This window comes from Paenibacillus agaridevorans, assembly GCF_003112455.1.
Lineage (GTDB): Bacteria > Bacillota > Bacilli > Paenibacillales > Paenibacillaceae > Pristimantibacillus > Pristimantibacillus agaridevorans.
This window is the reverse complement of sequence record NZ_BDQX01000078.1, coordinates 1-19,953: the sequence shown is the minus strand read 5'-3', so window position 1 is coordinate 19,953 and position 19,953 is coordinate 1. Positions and strand designations below refer to the sequence as shown.

Genomic DNA, 19,953 nt, shown 5'->3' with positions numbered 1-19,953 from the left:
ATGAAGCACCACAAATGTGACGATTAGCGTCGCTGATGTCCGTTAGCGTCAAACTACTCTCGCAACGGTGGCTTCCAATTTCCCGAAAAAAGGGGAGTTGGAAGCCACCGTTTTAAGCGCTTATGCAAGTCTAACTTTGAATTCCTCGTAACCGAACTCGCGAACTACCTTGCAGTCGCCGTCGGCGTACTTGATGGCAATCGCCGGAAGCGGCATGCCGTTAAAGGTGTTGGTCTTAACCATGGAGTAGATCGCCATGTCGCCGAATACGAGACGGTCGCCCTCCTTAAGCGGCTGGTCGAACGAATAGTCGCCGATCACGTCGCCCGTCAGGCAAGTTTGCCCGCCGAGACGGTACGTGTAAGGCTTCTCGCCGGATTCGCCCGAACCTTCGAGCGGCGGGCGGTAAGGCATCTCCAGTACATCTGGCATATGGCAGGTCGCCGATGTGTCGAGGATGGCGATGTCCAGGCCGTTCTGGTGCAGATCCAGCACAGAGGTAACCAAGTAGCCTGCGTTCAGCGCGATGGCTTCGCCCGGCTCCAAATAGACTTGAAGGTTGTATTTGTCCTTCATGCGGTTGATGCAAGCGTCGAGCGTCTCGAGATCGTAATCCTCTCTCGTGATATGATGCCCGCCGCCGAAGTTGATCCACTCCATGCCATGCAGGAACTCGCCGAACTTCTCTTCCACGGCATCCAGCGTCGTGGCCAGGTCATCGGAGTTCTGTTGGCACAGCGTATGGAAGTGCAGGCCCGTTACGCCTTCCAGCAGCTCCGGACGCACTTGGTCGCGCTTGGCGCCGAAGCGGGAGCCCGGGGAGCAAGGGTCATAAATTTCATGTCCGACTTGCGTGGAGCACTCCGGGTTGATGCGGAGGCCTACCTTCCTGCCGGCTGCAAGCGCTCTGTCCTTGTACTTCTCCAGTTGGGAGAAGGAGTTGAAAATAATGTGATCGCAAATCTCAATGATTCTGTCGATCTCATCTTCACGATAGGCAGGGGCAAAGACATGATTTTCTTTGCCCATCTCCTCGTGGCCCAAGCGGGCTTCGTACAAGCCGCTGGCCGTGGTGCCGCTAAGATATTGTCCGATCAAGGGATACATGGCCGTCATCGAGAAGGCTTTCTGAGCTAATACGATCTTGGCACCGGTCCGCTGCATGACGCCGTTCAGGATCTTCAGATTGCGCTCGATGAGCTCGTGATCAACTACGTAACAAGGAGTCGGGAGTTCTTCGAAGCGCATCTTAGCGAACCAGCTCCGCTTTCTTCGAATCGACGCGATCGTTGTCGACCAGCACGGGGTTGAAATCTTCAACCCATGGCAGGCCCCATTTGTTCAGCTCTTCCATGAACGGATCCGGGTCGAACTCTTCGATGTTGAATACGCCAGGTTTGTTCCACTTGCCAGTCAGGATCATCGCAGCGCCGATCATGGCAGGAACGCCGGTCGTGTAGGAGATCGCTTGGGATCCCACTTCTTTGTAGCACTCTTGGTGGTCGCAGACGTTGTAGACGTAATACGTTTTGTCTTGGCCGTCCTTTTTGCCTTGGAAGATGCAGCCGATGTTCGTTTTGCCCACCGTGCGCGGTCCAAGCGAAGCTGGATCCGGCAATACCGCCTTCAGGAACTGGAGCGGAATGATTTTTTTGCCTTCGTACTCGATTGGCTCGATGGAAGTCATGCCGACATTCTCAAGCGCCTTAAGGTGCATCAGATAGCTTTGGCCGAAAGTCATGAAGAAGCGGATACGCTTCAGGCCCGGCATGTTAACCGCAAGGGATTCCAGCTCTTCGTGGTACAGCAGGTACATATCCTTCTGGCCAACCTCGGCGAAGTTGTACTCGCGTTTGATTTCCATCGGCTTGGTTTCGATCCATTCGCCGTTCTCCCAATATCTGCCGTTAGCGGAAACTTCGCGGATATTGATCTCCGGGTTAAAGTTCGTCGCGAACGGGTAGCCATGATCGCCGCCGTTGCAGTCCAGGATGTCGATATATTCGATTTCGTCAAAATAGTGCTTGAGCGCGTAAGCGGAAAATACGCCTGTTACGCCAGGGTCGAAGCCGCTGCCGAGAAGCGCCGTGATGCCGGCTTTCTCAAAGCGCTCGCGGTAGTCCCACTGCCACTTGTATTCGAATTTAGCCGTGTCTTCCGGCTCGTAGTTAGCTGTGTCCATGTAATGCGTTTTTGTTGCAAGGCAAGCGTCCATGATCGTAAGATCTTGGTACGGCAGCGCCAGGTTCATGACGATGTCCGGCTTGAAATCGTTGATCAGCGCAATGAGCTCATCCACGTTGTCGGCATCGACTTGAGCCGTCGAAATTTTTGTTTTGCCGCCATCTAGTTTTGCTTTTAACGCGTCGCATTTGGACTTCGTCCGGCTTGCGATGCAAATTTCCGTAAAAACGTCGCTGTTCTGTACGCATTTGTGAATCGTTACCGAGGCTACGCCGCCGCAGCCGATGATTAGTGCTTTGCTCATTGTTTTTAGCTCCTAACGTTGTGGGGTGTGGTGGAACAGTGTTCCATATCATTCCGAGTCGCGTTTGTATCTGCTACCTGCCATCATTTGCCATCAACGTCCAATAAGCAAAAAAAGCAAATGCAAATACGCTTAGTCGCGCATCACACTTGCTTTGATATCATCACCAATTAAAAAGCTCGGGGCTGTCTTATTACATCAGTACATCAGTAATAAACAGACTTCGGTAAGGAAGCTCTTTAATATTCGGATATATCATCATTTGATCAGAGTCTATATAGCAAATAATCACTTTTACCACTCTTATTGACCGTTTCACAAGTTGATGTGCGGATGCACAGGTTGTAAAGTAACCAACTTATAAAATTTGAGCTTTTAACTCAATCAATAAGGCAACTAAAGTTGCCAATCGGCATTTGACCCGGCTGTCCGTATGGCCTTAACTCCCCCGATGGGTTGTGGTCAAAAATTATCTGCTTCAATGATCAGGATATATTGAATATCGGCTTTCTCACTTCCACTAGGATATATTATCACAAAAATCGCAATAAGCAATAGGTAATTTCAAAAAAAAATTACTCCAGGTTTTGGAGAAGGACTATAGCCGGTTATACGGAATATAGAACGTTATGAAAAAACACCATGTCATCCTTACGATCTTCGTTTTCGTCTCCTTACTGACGGTTGGCCGACTTGTTTGGCTCGATCTGTTTAAGCCTTCCGAGCAGCCTTACGCTGTAAACGGAAGGCTTGATTTGCATGGCTGGAAAGCGGCGTCCGCTGGAACGATTACCCTGGATGGGGAGTGGGAATTTTATCCCGGCTTATTTCTCATGTCCCAGGAGCAGGCCCGTCGGCCATTATCCGAATCCGCGATTAAGGTTGGCATTCCCTCGGAATGGAATGAGTGGGTGCGAACTGGCATACAGACGCCCTACGGGTTTGGAAGTTACCGTCTGACAATCGAGGTCGATGACCCGGATGAGGTATACAGCATTCATGTGCCTAGCGCTCGCACTTCGTCGGAGCTGTATATTAACGGCAGGCGGATGGCCTCTTCCGGTCGTCCGGCGAGTACGGAGCAGGAGTATCGGGCGGAAAATTTGCCCTACACCGCGACCTTTATGGCGGACGAGCAACGTACAATCGAGCTGGTCATTCAGGTTGCCAATTATTCCGACCCGCGAAGCGGCGGACTTGTGCGATCACTTAAATTCGGAACGGACGAAGCGATCTATCGTGAAAGGCAGCTCTCCCTGGCGACACAATATCTGATCGCCGCTGCGCTTATCATGCAGGCAGCTTACCTGATCATCTTTTTTATGATCGAACGGAAGCCATTTTGGTTATACTTTGCCCTCGTTATTTTAAGTTATACCACCATCATGTTAAACAGCAGCGATGATAAATTATTGCATCAATGGGTGCAGATTTCCTATGCCTGGGGCTACAAAATTTTATGTCTGTCCCTAACCGTATTGATGTATTCGCTGCTCCGAATGACCATCGATCAGATGTCAGCGGCATGGCGGGTTCCTGTCATGCGAGTCTACAGTGTGTTGGCCGTCATCGGCCTCGTTGCAAGCATTGCGTTGCCGCCCCAGAACAGCGATGCCTTGCAGTACGCTATCTTTCTGTGCGCTGCGCCGGTGATCTTGATTCTAACCGTGTCTGCGCTACGCAAGTCGGTGCGGGGCATGACAAACAGTTTGCTGCAATTTCTGGCTTTTTTGGCGTTTGCCAATCAAATATTTTGGTGGCTGTTATTAATCTATACCGGTACCAAAACCATGTCGTACCCCTTTGATCTGATTTTGGCTATGATTCTGTTATCTTCGATCTGGATTAAGCGCTACTACGTCATGTATACCGAGCAGAGGGAGCTTGCCGCGAAGCTGGAAGAGATCAACCGGAGAAAAGATGAGTTTTTGGCCAATACGTCCCATGAGCTGCGAAATCCGCTGCATGGGATGATCAGCATGTCCCAGGTTGTGTTGGAGCGCGAGAGGGAGATCATCAGCGATACCAGCATCCACGAATTGGATACGATCTTGAAAGTCGGTCGTCGAATGTCGCTTATGCTGCATGATCTGCTCGACACTGAACGATTGAAGGATAACAGTCTACGGCTTCAGTTAACAGGTGTTGCCCTGCAGCCGGTCGTCAGTGGAGTAATAGACATGGTTCGATTTATAGCTGACGGCAAGCCGATTATTTTAAAAAATCAAGTGTCCGAAGAGTTCCCGAATATTCTGGCCGATGAGAACCGTCTCATTCAGATATTATTTAATTTGCTTCATAATGCAGTGAAATTCACGCACCAAGGCGAGATCGTTGTAGGGGCGCATACGGAGAAGAACAGAGCGGTTATCACCGTATCGGATACAGGCGTGGGCATAGATAAGGAGATACTGCCTCGAATCTTTGAGCCCTACGAGCAAGCCTCGATAAACGGCTATGAGGGCGGCTTCGGCCTCGGGCTGAGCATATGCAAACAGTTGGTTGAAATTCATGGAGGATCGATCGAGGTGCACTCCGTTCCCGATCAAGGCTCTCGGTTTATTTTTACGATGGCGCTTGATCAAGGTGTTGAGGCGAAGGGGGCTGAAGCACAGACCGCGCTTGCCAGCTTGGTTTCTGTCCAGAAAGCGAATCAGGAATATGGGAAACCGATCGACTTTGTCCCAACTATAAATGCAGAGACGGTCCAGGCACAGCCGACCGCACGCAATATGAAGGATAGGCCTCGCATATTGGCTGTAGACGACGACTCTTTGAACTTGAAGGTGCTCGTATCCCTGCTTTCCGGCGATGCGTATGAGGTGACGACCGTTACAAGTGGTGACGACGCCTTGGCGATGCTTCTGAAACGGTCATGGGACCTTGTCATTACAGACATTATGATGCCGAGAATGACAGGGTATGAGCTTACGAGGCGAATACGAGAGCGATATACGATGTCTGATCTGCCAGTGCTGGTGCTGACTGCTCGTACAAGGCCGGAGGATATTGAGCAAGGCTTCCTGGCAGGCGCCAATGATTATGTCACCAAGCCGGTTAATGCCAGAGAGTTGCGCGTCAGAGTGCAGGCTCTGACTGAGCTCACCAGCTCGTCGCGAGAACGTATACGCATGGAGGTGGCGTGGCTGCAGGCGCAAATCGAGCCTCATTTTTTCTTCAACACTTTAAATTCGATTGCTGCCTTGCATGCGGTGGATCCCGGGCAGATGCTGCTGCTGATTGAACATTTGGCCAATTATTTGCGAGAAAAGTTCAAGTTCCAGAGTGTTGGCGATTTGGTCAGTTTGAGAGATGAGCTCAAGTTGGTGCGCTCCTACTTGTTCATTGAGCAGACCAGATTTGACTGGTTGCGCGTGGAATGGGAGATAGAAGACGGTCTGGAGCTGCGAATTCCGCCTTATTCGATTCAGCCTCTTGTGGAGAATGCGATCCGTCACGGTTTGATAAGGCGCAGAGAAAACGCTACGGTTCGGATCAAGATCGCAAAGCAAGAAGACGGAGTCGTAATATCGGTTATCGACAACGGAATAGGTATGGAGAAGGAAAAAGCGGATGTCCTGCTGAAATCCGGTGCCGGCCAAGGTATCGCTTTGCGCAATATAGACCTTCGGCTTAATCGGTTGTACGGAGCCGGTCTTAACAATGTTAGCGAACCGGGTGTGGGGACGACTGTATCTTTTAAAATATAGGAAAGAAAGTACATCATTTCGCCACGCTTCTTTCTCTATATTCTCGGAATGAAACGCGTTGCGCCGCCAAAGGATGGCGTAGCCGTCCTCCTTGCCTACAAGAAAGCATAGGAGTTTGCTCATGCTTCTACATACGTTTCTCCGGACGAAACGATAGTGTCTGTAGGAGGACACTGCAGTCATAGTAAGTCGTAGCAAGTTATAGCAATTCATATCAATTCGTAACAAGGCATTGCAAGTCGTGGCAAGTCGTAGCAAGTCGTAAAAAGCCATTGCAAGTCATGAAGAGAATAGGGGGGAAATCTCCCTCTAATCTCGCTTCTATACCGGATTTTGCAGCTTTAAGGGGAAATCCTCCCTTTATTCTCCATCAAATGGACGTCTGACCTCAAGTCCACTTGATTTAGAGGGAGAATTTCCCTCTAACACTTCAAAGAACCGAAAGGCTAGTAAATTAAAGGGAGCTTTTCCCCTTATTTACAACAAAAGCATTTAAAAGTTGCCGAGTTTGCCTTGAATGGGAAATTCTTATTGCGATAAAACTTACCTCATACTTCTGAAGCGGTTTTGCTTTGCAAAGCCGGGGGTCGTTCATCTTCGAGAGGCCGAGGGTAGAGGTTTTCTCAAAATATAAGGAAGTATAAGTTTTTTTATACTTGGCATCTATTTCTCGGAATGAAACTTTCCGCGACGCCAAAGGACGGCGACAGTCGTTTCGCCTTGTCGTACGCTAATCAAAAACAGCCCGAAAATCCTGCAACAGGATTTTCGGGCTGTTTGGCCAAATATCGGAAAGTATATGATTTCGCCATACTTTCTCTATATTTCTCGGAAAGTAACGCGCCGCGCCGCCAAAGGACGACGACAGCCGTTTCACCGTGGCTCGGCAGGCATCAGCCTGTCCGATTAAGCTTTGTTGGAGGATCCGAATTCTCTGATCTTGCCGATAACCGTTTGTTTGATAGCTTCGCGGCCCGGGCCGATGAATTTACGCGGATCGTAAACTTCGCCGTCAGCAGCTAGAACCTTGCGAACAGCTGCCGTGAACTCCATTTGGTTCTCGGTGTTTACATTGATCTTAGCTGTGCCAAGAGAGATAGATTTTTTGATATGATCCGTCGGGATGCCAGTGCCGCCATGAAGAACGAGCGGAAGTTTGATCACTTGGCAGATTTCTTCCATTTCTTTAAAGCCCAGGTTCGGCTCGCCTTTGTAAGGACCGTGCACGGAGCCCAGCGCGGGAGCGAGGCAATCGATGCCCGTACGTTGAACAAGCTCGAAGCACTCCTTCGGATCCGCATAAATTACGCCGTCAGCGATAACGTCGTCTTCTTGTCCGCCAACAACGCCCAACTCGGCTTCAACGGAAACGCCTTTGGAATGCGCGTATTCAACGACTTTTTTTGTCGTTTCTACGTTTTCTTCGAACGGGTGGTGGGAAGCATCGATCATAACGGAAGTGAAGCCTGCGTCGATAGCCGCTTTACACTTCTCGAAGCTGGAGCCGTGGTCGAGGTGGATAGCGACCGGAACCGTGATTTTGGATTCTTCGATCAGGGCGCTAACGATAGCCGTAACGACCTTGAAGCCGCCCATATATTTGGCCGCGCCTTCGGATACGCCGAGGATTACCGGAGATTGCTCGGATTGAGCAGCGTCGAGGATCGCTTGCGTCCACTCCAAGTTGTTGATATTGAACTGTCCTACCGCGTAACCTTCTTTAAGCGCTTTGTTCAGCATGTCCTTCATGGATTCCAATGCCATTGTTGATTGCCTCCTACATTGTGTTTTTTAGATCATTGCTCTATGGTCTTGCCGCACTTCCCGATCGGGATACGGTCTGCGGGATCCTTCTTCAGCTTAGTCTCTTCCTCATTGGCATGTTTGCATACCAGCGCGCTAACAAACCAGGCAGTTCCCGGCAGGCTCGTCTTCCAATCTCCTGTCCAATTGTCATTCAATTGTTTATTATACATGATCTCTGCAAATTTAGCCGCAGTTCAGCGTGAAAAAACAAGCATTTCCCTGTAATTTTTGTGTCGGAGCATGTGTAAGCGTTAACTTTAGGTAAATAAAGGATGCAGGAGGTTGCGGCCGTATGAATTTTGTAAAGATGTTCTGGCTAGACGGCAGATGGTTAAATAGAAAAGGCACCCGTAGGCGTGATGCTTCTGTTCGAAGCGTCCAACGTTTATTACGATTGTTTGCGATTTCGTAAAGAGCTGTTATGACGCGTCGCGGTCTCCATGCCCTACTGTCTTAGTCGACGGTTGGAGCACGAAAAAGACGGCTTAACCCCGAATTTCGACCGTTGAGTCCAAAAGTATATTAAATGGTTTGATTCCGGATTAAATTGGGAAGGAAGCAGAGTTGAGACGGAGGTGCCTCTATGAGGAGAGGAATAAAGATATTAGCCGGTGTAGTTGCGTTGGCTCTCATTGGTTATGGCGTACTGGCCATCATGAACCGGCCCATATCCAGGGAGGCCGTTAACGCCAAGATCCAAAAGAGCCTGAACGAGCTGGTGGAAGACGATCCGTTGTTGTCCAGCGTCCTATTGACGATTTACTCCAATGAGACGGGTTACTTCGGACAGTTTGCGGCCGGCACCAAAAATCACGAAACGAAGGAGCCCGTTCATGTCGATAGTCCCTATCATTCCGCCAGCATCGGCAAAACGATGTGCGCCGCGATCTTTGGCAAGCTGGTCGACGAAGGCATCATCAGTTTTGACGATTCCATCGATACGTGGCTGTCGCAGGATACGCTTGAGGGATTATTTGTAATAGAGGGAGTGGATTACAGCCATGAAGTTACATCGAGGCAGCTGCTGAGTCATACTTCGGGAATCGCGGATTACTTCGAAGGGCCTGTCGTTAGAGGGGAGACGATGTTGGAGCGTATAGCCAAGAACCCGGACGAAACGTTTACTCCGCATACCCTGATTGCTTTTACGAGAGATAACCAGGAGCCTGTCGGTCGGCCGGGACAGCAATTCCATTATTCGGATACCGGATACATTTTGCTCGGTCTCATACTGGAAGCCATTGAAGGCAAGCCGTATTCGGACATCCTGGCCGAGCAAATATTCCGTCCCTTGGGTATGGACGACAGCTACCTGATGCTCCATCATGGCGAGCCGTCCGATATCATCGGAATTTATATCAACGGCATTGATTATAGCGGCAAAAAGGCATTATCGGTTGATTGGGCCGGCGGCGGCATTGTTACTACAATGAAGGACTTGTTACTGTTCATGAGGGCACTGGAAGCGGGGGATATCGTGTCCGAGAAAGTGTATGCCGAAATGAGCGACTTTGCACACAAGTACGAGAAGGGGATTTATTACGGTCTGGGAATGATGTATTTCGACTTTAGCGAGCTGTCGTTTCTGCTGGGTTCCATGACCGATTTGTATGGCGGCGTCGGCGCGACGGGGACCTTTATGTTCTATGACGAGAAGAAGGACACCTACTATATGGCCAACTTCGGCTCGCTTGATTACGCCGAGAAGGGAATAGAAGAACTGATAAAAATAAGAATGATATATGATAGAATGAGAGTGGATTAATCGACGTGCATGCTGTTATATAGGAGACTCGAGATGGTTCAATTAGTATGTTCGGATAAGGTGTACGAGAAATTAAGTCGGGAGTTGTCCAGGAACCAAATCGAGATAAACCCGAACAGCGATTGGGCGTTGGTCGAGAAGGGGTATGAATTCCCGGGCGACAAGCTCTGCATCGTATTCGACGGTATCGACTATATGGATGTCATCCGGCTTCTGGTCTCCGGGATTCGGGAGAACGAGCTGAAAACGGATACCCTTGCCGGTATCAGCGAAAATAAATATGCGGTTATGGAGCCGAAGGATGTCAGATATTTGGAAGCAGGCTCTGACGGCATCGTGGCATGCACAAAAACCAACCGATATCATATTCGGGAGACGTTGCAGTATTACGAGAACGTATGGGCAGCCAAAGGGTTTATACGGATCAATAAATCGCAACTTGTCAATCTGCTGCATGTCAAAGAAATCATTCCTTGGTTTAATTCCAGATATATGCTGAGAATGGACAATGGCGCCGAATTGGAAGTATCCAAGATGTTCTCGAAGAAGCTTAGGCACACACTCAACCTATAGGGGAAACGACATGGAAAATATGAACCTGGCAAACGTAATAAAATCGTTTTTTCTCGGTATCGGCATTGGCATAGCACTGCTTATGTATAACCATGAGGCTGTTCCAAGCGACGTTAGGCTGATCAGCGTATTAGCCAGCGGGAGCATCGGTTTCCTCATTGGATTCATGACAGAGTGGATGACGGCGATGCTTCCCATTAGTTTGGCCAAAGCTCGAACCTATTTTTTTATCAATAACCTGATTGCCGTTATCGTGGCTGCTTTCTTTATGGCATTATTAATGATTTTCCCGGGCAGTAGCGTGGATGATAAGGGAGAGCTTGTGCCTGTTTTGGGAATTGTGCTCGGCGTTATATGCGCAGCCAATCTATTCGACTACCTGATGTATAGGAGAACGCAAAGAAAATTGCAATCGTATAAGTCGCAGATGCAGGACAATTGACTTCAATTCAAATGATTTGTATGCTTTGCATAAAGATCGTAACCGCATGATTTGGAAAAAAGATTTCTAAAGTATCCATCATTTTATCGCAAAATGATTGTATTTACGCGCGGGTCTGACTCAATAGAGTTAAGCGAAGTTTAACTCATAAACTGGCAAGCATAAATCCGAAAAATAAACTCGAAAAATAAATCCGTAAACAGGAAAGCCGGAAATCTGGTGATTGTGTCCATCACCAGATTTTCCGGCTTCGTTCGTATTTACTGATTTTGGACCTTCCGCAGCTTATCCCTGTTTGCGAATTGTATTTGGAGAACAACCGAATTGGCGCGTAAATGCGCGGGTGTACGAATAGATATCGGGATAGCCGACGGACAAGGCTATTTCAGTTACGGACAATGAACTTTCTAGAAGTAATTTCTTGCCTTGTTCAAGTCTTGTCTTTATTAAATATTCGGAAGGCGGCATGCCGACTTCCTTGGTAAAAATTTTTGACAGGTATGTTCGGTGCAGGCCTACATACTTCGCCAGATCATCCACGGTGATTTTTTCCGTATAATAGGCATGGATGAAATCCAGGCACTTGCTTACCCATTCGCTTTGCGATTGAGTATAACTTGAACGAGCGTCGGGCAGCAGCTTGCTGAATATACGATACATCAGACTGTACATCGTCATCAGATGTTTACGGCTGTCTCCCTTGCACCACTGAAAAATTTGCTGCAGCAACAACTCCATGTCTTTATCCACTGTGCCCCTCTGATAGGGCTGTTCTTCGGAAAAACCAATCATCGACAATATTTGCCGGGCCTGGTGCCCGTCGAATGTGATCCATGTCATTCGAAGAGGATGCTCTGAATTCACAATTTGATAGGAATAGATCGTATCCGGGAATTTACAAAACATGTCTCTTTTGCCTAACACGACTTTCTCTCCGTTATAGACAAATTCAACATTTCCTTCATGGATGAAATGAATATTGCAATAGGGAGTTTGACGCGGCCCGTTCCGATAATTGGGCTTTGCGATGTTAGTTCCAATACGGACAGGCCATACACCGCCGAGCTCGGCAAAACCATCCGGCTTGTAGTACCACAAATCTATAAACTCCACGGGTGTTTCCTGCATATGGCGCCGCCTCCCACAAGGGCTATTTGAACAAACTACTAAATGCTAAAAATAGACTACTTGTTGATATTTCCTGCTTAGAATAAGTGCGTTATGATTTAGAAGGGTTAAACAATAGTGATTATAAGGGGTTTGTAAATTTCTTATTAATTTATGTTAAGATTTTTTGAATGGAAAAAGGTGCTTGGTTTAGGGTGATTGAGGACGATAAGACAAAAGTCGAACGGAATGAGAAAATGCTTATTAAACATTTCTACAACGTTAAAGACGTGCATTCGCTCTCTGATACCGGATCCGCGTGATTGACTAATATTTTCTTTTAAATTTATAACAGCGTTTACATTTCGTTAATAAAGCAAGCGATTAAATTGCCGAATGAACGTGAACAAAGCGAAACGGTAGAGTGCGGACTGATTGATTGCAGGGAGGTGTAAGCATTCATCAAGGTAGTTCTTTATGAATGACGAGCTTTATCAAAGGATATTGCATATTGCGCAAACGGTCAATCGTTTGGGACGGAGGGAAGCTATTGAGCAGAGGATCATTGGCCAAATGGTCGGTTAAACCGTATCTATATATCTTGCCTATGGTTGTCATCTTTGGGGTGTTTAGCGTATATCCCATGCTACGCACCGTATTTTTATCATTTATGGAAACTAACGCTATCGCGACCCAAATGCAATTTGTCGGTCTTGGCAACTATTCGGACATGACTTCGGACAGGCACTTCTGGAGAGTTGTTGGGAACACGGCCATTTATGGCTTCTCCCAGGTCATTCTCACCTTGGGGCTGGGGCTGCTGTTTGCGGCGGTGGCCAACAGCAATATGGTTAAATTCCGCACTTTATTCCGGCTGTCGGCCTTTTACCCCTATGTGTTGCCCATCGCGGTGGCCGCTATGGTGTGGATCTATCTGTACAATCCTTCTCGCGGCGCCATTAACCTGCTGCTGGACCACCGCATCCAGTGGCTGAATAGCTATGAATACGCCCTGATTGCACTCATTATTGTCTCGGTATGGAAATCGCTAGGATTCAGCTTTTTGCTGATTTTGGCGGGGATGCAGAACATCTCTAAGGAGTATTACGAGGCTGCGGCGCTTGAAACAAACAACCATGTCAAACGTTATTTCATGCTCACACTGCCTATGCTGATGCCCACGCTGTTTGTCGTGTGTCTATTGTGCGTCACCAGTAGCTTCCAATCTATGGATCTCGTTGCGATTATGACCCAGGGCGGTCCAGGCCATTCCTCCAATGTGCTGATGTATTACATCTATCAGGAAGGCATCATCAATCGACGTCTTGGTTACGGCAGTGCCATGAGCACGATATTTCTGCTGGTATTAGTTGCGTTCACAATCGTTTATCTGAAGTTTGGTGAGAGGAGGGTGGAGTATGAGCGCTAAAGCAACAAATGTTGATTGGGACAAAAGCGGCGCGGCGGCCAAACGCAAAAAAATCGCAGCCACTGTGATCGTTAACGCCATTATTCTCGTTGTCAGTCTTTTGTTCCTGTTGCCCTTGGTATGGATCATCATCACCAGTATGAAAGACCAGATGGACGTGCTGAAGCAGCCGCTCGCCATTATCCCGTCGGAGTTTATGTTTGTGGAGAATATGAAGGAGGTGTTGCGCCGCGCGCCCTGGGGTGTTTTTTACAAAAATACGATCATCGTGGCGGTGGGAGTCTTGGTGGCCCAGCTTTGTATCAGCATTCCGGCGGCTTACGCCTTTGCCAGCTTTAAATTCAAGTTCATGAGCTTTTTCTACCTGTTTGTGCTGGCGCGGCTGCTGGTTTCTCCGGAAAGCCTGCTGTTGCCCAACTACCTTACCATCAACGGATTGAATCTGTACAACACCCTGCTTGGCATTGCTCTTCCAAGCATTGCCTCGGCCATTGCCATCATCATATTTCGCGGAGCGTTTCTGGAGATACCAGCCGCACTGAAAGACAGTGCACGCATCGACGGCTGCGGCGACTTCAGGTACATGCTGGTGATAGGCATTCCTACAATAAAATCTCGTATTATCGCGTTTTCGATCACATCACTGGTGTATCAATGGGACAATTATTTCTGGCCCATGGTCATCACCGAATCGGTGCAAAAGCGCACCCTCGCCGTGGGCATGGCCTACTTTGGCATTCAGGCGGAAAGTGCCTCGGAATGGGGACTGACCATGGCGGCGGCGATTCTGGTCGTTTTGCCTCTCTTAGTGGCCTTTGTGTTTTTCCAGCGTCAACTGGTGGACAGTTTCGTCACCTCGGGCATCAAGTAGCCGGCCATTAATAAAGCCCGGGATCTGCGATGCCTGTAACTTGTATTATGCACGTTGGCGTGTGTAATAAAATATCGAATGGAGGAAATCATTCATGAAGAAAAGTTCCTTGGAAAAAAACAGAAGGTTTTCACTGCTCAGCACCTTGTTGTCTCTGACGCTCGTTTTTCTGGCGGGGTGCGGTGACGGCAATTCTGTCGACTCGTCCACTAAATCCCCAAGTGACGGCAAAGCGGTTGAACTGGTCTATTATTTCCCTACCCAAACCTCGGGACCATTGGCCGTTGCTATGGAGGAGATTGTGAAAGAATTCAACGCGGCTAATACCGGAGTCCGCGTGACCGCCACCTTCACCGGCAACTACGATGAAACCATGCAGAAGACCTTGACGGCCATCTCTGGCGGCAATGCCCCGAATGTGGTTCTCAGCGGCTACAGTCTCTCCAACCTGCTCAGCATTGACGCGCTGGTGGATCTGAACACTCTGATCGCCAAAGAGCCGAAGGACTTCCTGGACGATTATATACCGGGCTTCTTCACATTATTCGAATACCCTGGCGATTTGCTGTACGGCATGCCTTTCCAGCACAGCGGCACGATTATGTATTATAACAAAGATATCTTTAAAGCTGCAGGCCTGGACCCTGAGAACCCTCCTGCAAGCTGGAGCGAGTTGAAAGCGGCCACCGAGGTCATCAAGGCCCACGATGCCAGCCTTATACCCTTTGAGTTTATGGGCGACAATTGGATGACCGAGGCTCTTGCGCTCTCCAACGGCGGCGGCGTTCATCAGGATATGGACACCATGTCCCTTGACAATCCCGAACTCATCGAAACCGTCTCTTTTTTCAAAGGTCTGATGGACTCTGGCCTGGCCGAGGATAACACCAGTTACGGCGGCGCAGCGGAGAATTTCCTGGCCGAGACCACCGCTATTATGACCAACTCCAGCGGCTCTTTGGGCAATGTGTCCAAAACCGCGACTTTCGACTGGGGCATTGCCAAACTTCCTGCTGGCGACGGCAAAGACCCTGTTGCCCTCTTGGGCGGAGGCGGCTTCATCATCATCGGCGAGCACCCTCAGGAAAAGATAGATGCCAGCTGGGAGTTTGTGAAATACATGACCAGTCCGGAAGTTTCCGCCAAATGGATGCTAGCCAGCGGGTACTTCGGACCTCGTCAATCTGCCTATGAGCTGCCCGAGATGAAGGCCATGTATGAGGAAAAGCCTCAGTTCGCTACGACATTAGAGTTACTTCCGATCTTGAGAAGCCCTTTTATGGTCACAAGTCATTTCGCCGAAGTGTCCAACACCTTCAAATTGGCGCTGGATGAGAGTTATCTGAACAATGCCGACATCACTGCAACGCTTCAGAAGGCACAGAAAGAAGCTCAAGCCTTTTTGGACAAATAAAATGAAATGACGGAAACCAGCCTCGGGATTCTGGGACTGGTTTTTGTTGTTACAAGCGGCTCGGTCACAAACCCACGATCGAAGGAGCAATGAGATGGAACCGTTTAGCTTTGGTCTATTGGCAGACATACAATATGCAGACCGCCCCATGCGGATGGGGCGGTATTACCGGAACGCCCTGGGTAAAACGCGTCAATGCATGGACAAGTTCAACGGCATGTCGGTGGATTTTTGCGTACACCTGGGAGACCTCATCGACTGGCCCGATCGGCCGGACAAGGGCCGGGAGGCACTGGCCGCCATCATGCCGGTGATGCGCGAATTTCGCGGTCCCATGTATTATCTGTTGGGTAATCACGATGTAGACTCGGTGCCTAGCGCCGAACTGGCCGCATGGTTTGAGATGCCGGGCGGACAAACCTGGTATTCCTTCGATCATAAGGGTGTGCACTTCGTTGCGTTAGACTGTAACTTCAACGCTCAGGGCGTACCCTACCGGCCGGAGGCGAACAAATGGGACGAATGTTACCTGCCACATCCTCAACTACGTTGGCTAGAGGCTGATTTGGCGGCGGCGCAATCGGACGTCGTGGTGTTGATGGTGCACGCGCTGCTGGATGATTTCGAGGACCCCCATGTGATCAAGAACGCCCCCGAGGTGCGCCGCATACTGGAAAACTGCAATAAATCCGTGGTGGTGCTTCAGGGACATATGCACACCGGGCATGAGAGCGTGAAGAACGGCATTGGCTATCACACGTTGCGGTCGATTGTGGACGGACGAACCCGCACCTGTTATTGGGTGGTGGAGGTAGGCCCAGGCGGCATAACAGCCGCGGTGTATGACAGCACACGCAACAATGGACGACCCACTCGGCGAGTATTACTCGAGTATGAATAAGTTAGCTGGAAGATACTTGGATATTAATTCAAATATGGCTTCATGAATGGCTAATCGAGGAGGAAATTATTATGAATAATAAGTTGATCTCCATTCTGCTCACGGGCTTCTTGATTTTCATGCTATTCCCATCTATGCCCGCATCGACCAATGCTTTCGAATCTCAGGAGGGAGCATTGCTGTATCAGGCAAATTTCAATGATTCTATCTGGGGTTTTAGGAGTAAAGCCGACTTGCGAACTCCAAAAGTAGATGTGTCACAGGACGGTTCTTCGGTGACGATTACCGGAGCCGCGGGATCCGGGTACTTCTGGGGCGGTGAAATTCCGAATATGCCGCTTAAGAACAATAATTATACGGTTGAGTTTTCGATTACCCGAAGTACTAATGAAGCTTCGGGAAGCGCGGGCGTCCATACCTTTAACGATTCGCAGAACCTTAACGGCAACGGCGCTTTATCCTATGGCTTTCATACCTTCGGTTCCAGGCAGATGTATGTGGCACGGTATCAAATCGGCAGTCGCGAACAAGGTCCTGAAGGTTATCGTTTTGTTACTTATCCGGACAAGGATACTGTTATCGATCAAGACGGAAGAGCGACCCAATACTTTAAGTATGAGGTAGACGGAGAAACAGGCGTAATCTCCTGTTATATAAGATCGGGCGGCATTTATAAATTTGTCGGGGCTACCCCTGTTCTGGATTTTGGCACCGAGAATTTATCGATGATACTGTTTACATTTGGCACCGACGTTTTTGTGAGGCTTAATGACGTAAAGGTATACGAGGGCTTGTTGGCCCGCGGCGGGATAACGCCTGTTGAAAACGGCGAGCTGCTGCTTGATCTATCAGATTTAACGCAGCCTGCAACCGGCGCGCAGGGAGCAGTATATACGCCAGGTATCTCTCACCAATCTTCCGCTGACATGGCGACCTATTCTTATGACTCGGTTGAAGGCGCAACGATATCGACTTCTAATAAAAGCGTCGTAGGCGAAACGTTATACGGACACTATGTTGCGAACCAAGCTTTATTCGGGGGCTATACCAATCTCTCTCTTAACTCTCGATCCAAATATACCATAACGTATCAAAATAAAATGCCTGTGGACGCAGGTACCGGGCTTCGCATAAGCACCAACGGTTCTTATGTAAGTTCGGCCGGCTTCGAGGACAATCCCGAGGGTAAAGGCACCCTATTGTATGGACAGAATCCTAACGGTTACGCGTCCTACGTCGATTATGACGACGCTATGAAGCAGGATGGCAGTATTTATGTTGACAATGGTTTCAATAATGTGGCTATTGAAATCGACGGCTATCAGATGACCGTTTACATCAACGGAGTCAAGCTTCTTACTGGGGATGTAGGCAAACCGCTGCAAAGACATCTTGAATCCGGATATACCAGCGATGTCCTTGCCTTGGCTATTCAAGATGTCTTTGCCGATACCACCGCTCCGGGCACGGTAAAGTCCGCCATAAAAAACATCAAGGTATACGCCGGTCTTATCATGCAGGACAGCGAGGTCGAAGACACATGGGACAGCGGCATTTCGGACTATACCATTAATGGCAATCCGATCACGGCATATAAAATCGTCTATAACTCGAAATTGGTTTTTTCAAAAGACGCGGCAAACAACGTGCGCGACATGCTCCTGAATAAAACAGGGGCGAATTTAGAGATCGTGCCCGATTCCGAACCAGAAAGCAGCTATGAAATCCTTGTGGGAAGCACATCAAGACAGGCAAGCCGAGACGTTTATACGGCGTACGACAGGCCCAATGTTTATTACACCATTAAGCCCGCGGGAGATAAACTTCTTATCGTAAGCCAAGGCAAGATGTCGGCAGACAAGGCGGAGGACGCATTAGAAGGTTATATTAACGGACTGAGCGGCCTGGAAATAGGAACCGGCCTAGATCTGTCCGGAGATTGCAAAGCTGAGGCGTTTGCGGTGTCTCCCGTCGATACGAATATGAAAGTGATGCAAAGCAATATCTTATTCCCTTCGCCGGAGTTCGTGAACGGTTATTCATTCCAGAAACGCGCAGAACTGGCAGCGGATATCTACCTTGCGACATTGCCGGACATCATTACCTTCAATGAATATTTAAATGATATATCCTATCGGATTACTGATCTAATTAAAGATTATTATACGATTGATAAGGCTCCTTTCGAGAATGTATACGACTTGTCGGGACTGGATGACCCGAGATTAGGGTCCTATCATGAAACTCCGATCGCATACCGTACCGGAAAATATGAGGTCATCGACTCGGGTTACAGGTTTTACGGCGGGGAGCTTGTGTACTTTCATCACCATACATGGGGATTGTTTAAGGAACTGGCGACAGACCGCGTCTTCCTTGTCTCGAACAACCATTATGGCGATCAGTCAATGCCGGGAGGAAAGTTTACATTCTTTGCCGAGCAAACGATCCATAGAGTGAACGAATTGCTGGCTAAGTTCGGAGAGATTCCCGTTATCCTTAGTGGAGACTGGTACTTCTGGAAAGGTCATGCGCCTTATGATCTTGTCATCCAGAACGGATATTTAGATGCGACCGACAACGCACAAGTCCAGTACACCCCGGGATACGGTACATTCCATACTGTTGGCATTGGAGAGACACACAGAGTCAATGAAGATCTGATTTTCTATAATCCAAGCCATTTTACCGCCCTGACTCATAGGGTATATGTAAATGATAGCGCAATTAATGCCTCCGACCATTATCCGGTACTTGTTGACTTAAAGTTCAATGCATACCAGGTTTTCTACGACGCAAACGGCGGGACAGGCGCACCGGCGTCGCAGATGAAGCACAGCGGCGTCAACTTGAGTCTGTCAGGGGGGATCCCGACCCGCGCGGGCTATTACTTCGACGGGTGGGATACCGACAGCTCGGGAACAACCAGAGTATACGATCCGACACAAGTCTATACGGCGGACGCCAGCGTCATCTTGTACGCGGTATGGAAGCCGATCGTTCCCACGACGATAGAGGATGGCTATTATTTCATCACGAACAATACTGACGCAACCAATATGAGCGTAGCTGACTCGAATAACGGCACGCAGTTCACAACCGCCGCGAAGGGAACGGTCAGCTCCAAGGAGCAAATATTCCTGTTCCAGCGGCAAAGCGACGGATCTTACAAGATAACCAATTCCCTCACTGGGAAGGTCATGGAGAATAAGGACGGCGTCCATGTTCTGGCTAATCCGGTAGCCCAGAACGAAAGCAACGATACCGCGGCGCAGCGTTGGTGGATCGTCGAGAACGGTTCGAAATACAACCTGATCAACGCGGGAAGCGGTATATTCCTGGATATCAGCTCCAGTTCGGTCGCGCCGGGGGCCAATATCTTAATGTGGTTCAACTCCGGAAGCGCGAACGGTCTCAACTTCGCCTTGAATCCGGCGGGATTGTCCA

General features: G+C 49.0%; 14 protein-coding genes. 9 read left to right on the top strand and 5 right to left on the bottom strand.

Translation table 11 applies throughout. From position 1 onward, the window contains the following. Positions 1–120 precede the first annotated feature (120 nt). Together nspC and PAT3040_RS08395 are read right to left on the bottom strand one after the other, a co-directional pair. Positions 121–1,248, bottom strand: a complete 1,128-nt coding sequence (gene nspC / locus PAT3040_RS08400) for a carboxynorspermidine decarboxylase (protein WP_087568333.1) — start codon at positions 1,246–1,248, stop codon at positions 121–123. Position 1,249: 1 nt separating this feature from the next. Then, positions 1,250–2,488, bottom strand: coding sequence for a saccharopine dehydrogenase family protein (locus PAT3040_RS08395; protein ID WP_087568332.1), 1,239 nt, complete (start codon positions 2,486–2,488; stop codon positions 1,250–1,252). A 629-nt stretch (positions 2,489–3,117) separates the two neighbouring features. Between PAT3040_RS08395 and PAT3040_RS08390 the strand changes: the two genes are divergently transcribed. After that, positions 3,118–6,198, top strand: coding sequence for a hybrid sensor histidine kinase/response regulator (locus tag PAT3040_RS08390; RefSeq protein ID WP_108992251.1), 3,081 nt, complete (start codon positions 3,118–3,120; stop codon positions 6,196–6,198). A 906-nt stretch (positions 6,199–7,104) separates the two neighbouring features. Here the strand turns inward: PAT3040_RS08390 and PAT3040_RS08385 are convergent. Together PAT3040_RS08385 and PAT3040_RS08380 are read right to left on the bottom strand one after the other, a co-directional pair. Next, entirely contained in the window at positions 7,105–7,962 is an 858-nt protein-coding gene (locus PAT3040_RS08385; protein WP_087568330.1) for a class II fructose-bisphosphate aldolase, read from the bottom strand. Between the two features lie 32 nt (positions 7,963–7,994). Then, positions 7,995–8,174, bottom strand: a complete 180-nt coding sequence (locus PAT3040_RS08380) for a hypothetical protein (RefSeq protein ID WP_087568329.1) — start codon at positions 8,172–8,174, stop codon at positions 7,995–7,997. Between the two features lie 413 nt (positions 8,175–8,587). On the opposite strand from PAT3040_RS08380, the gene PAT3040_RS08375 reads away from it, so the two are divergent. Genes PAT3040_RS08375 through PAT3040_RS08365 form a run of 3 tightly spaced genes read left to right on the top strand, consistent with a single transcriptional unit; the run spans position 8,588 to position 10,784 of the window. Continuing rightward, positions 8,588–9,769, top strand: coding sequence for a serine hydrolase domain-containing protein (locus tag PAT3040_RS08375; protein ID WP_108992250.1), 1,182 nt, complete (start codon positions 8,588–8,590; stop codon positions 9,767–9,769). Between the two features lie 33 nt (positions 9,770–9,802). Further along, the gene (locus PAT3040_RS08370; RefSeq protein WP_108992249.1) at positions 9,803–10,342 is read left to right on the top strand and encodes a LytTR family DNA-binding domain-containing protein; all 540 of its coding nucleotides are present in this window, start codon (positions 9,803–9,805) and stop codon (positions 10,340–10,342) included. A gap of 10 nt (positions 10,343–10,352) precedes the next feature. Beyond that, positions 10,353–10,784, top strand: coding sequence for a hypothetical protein (locus tag PAT3040_RS08365; protein ID WP_108992248.1), 432 nt, complete (start codon positions 10,353–10,355; stop codon positions 10,782–10,784). A 285-nt stretch (positions 10,785–11,069) separates the two neighbouring features. On the opposite strand, the gene PAT3040_RS08360 is transcribed toward PAT3040_RS08365, so the two are convergent. Next, positions 11,070–11,912 carry an AraC family transcriptional regulator gene (locus PAT3040_RS08360; RefSeq protein WP_108992247.1) on the bottom strand — a complete coding sequence of 281 codons (843 nt, stop codon included), beginning with the start codon at positions 11,910–11,912 and terminating at the stop codon, positions 11,070–11,072. 529 nt (positions 11,913–12,441) lie between these two features. Between PAT3040_RS08360 and PAT3040_RS08355 the strand changes: the two genes are divergently transcribed. The 5 genes from PAT3040_RS08355 to PAT3040_RS08335 form a co-directional block, all read left to right on the top strand. Continuing rightward, positions 12,442–13,320 carry a carbohydrate ABC transporter permease gene (locus tag PAT3040_RS08355; protein ID WP_179215561.1) on the top strand — a complete coding sequence of 293 codons (879 nt, stop codon included), beginning with the start codon at positions 12,442–12,444 and terminating at the stop codon, positions 13,318–13,320. Beyond that, a complete protein-coding gene (locus PAT3040_RS08350; RefSeq protein WP_087568322.1) occupies positions 13,310–14,191 on the top strand; it encodes a carbohydrate ABC transporter permease in 882 nt (293 codons plus the stop codon). The genes PAT3040_RS08355 and PAT3040_RS08350 overlap by 11 nt, the downstream gene beginning before the upstream one ends. A gap of 94 nt (positions 14,192–14,285) precedes the next feature. Further along, positions 14,286–15,605, top strand: a complete 1,320-nt coding sequence (locus tag PAT3040_RS08345; RefSeq protein ID WP_108992246.1) for an ABC transporter substrate-binding protein — start codon at positions 14,286–14,288, stop codon at positions 15,603–15,605. Positions 15,606–15,699: 94 nt separating this feature from the next. Beyond that, positions 15,700–16,506: a metallophosphoesterase gene (locus PAT3040_RS08340; RefSeq protein ID WP_108992245.1), complete on the top strand. Its 807-nt coding sequence runs from the start codon at positions 15,700–15,702 to the stop codon at positions 16,504–16,506. 71 nt (positions 16,507–16,577) lie between these two features. Beyond that, positions 16,578–19,953, top strand: a 3,376-nt coding sequence (locus tag PAT3040_RS08335; RefSeq protein WP_181376502.1) for an RICIN domain-containing protein, incomplete at its 3' end; no start/stop codon positions are given.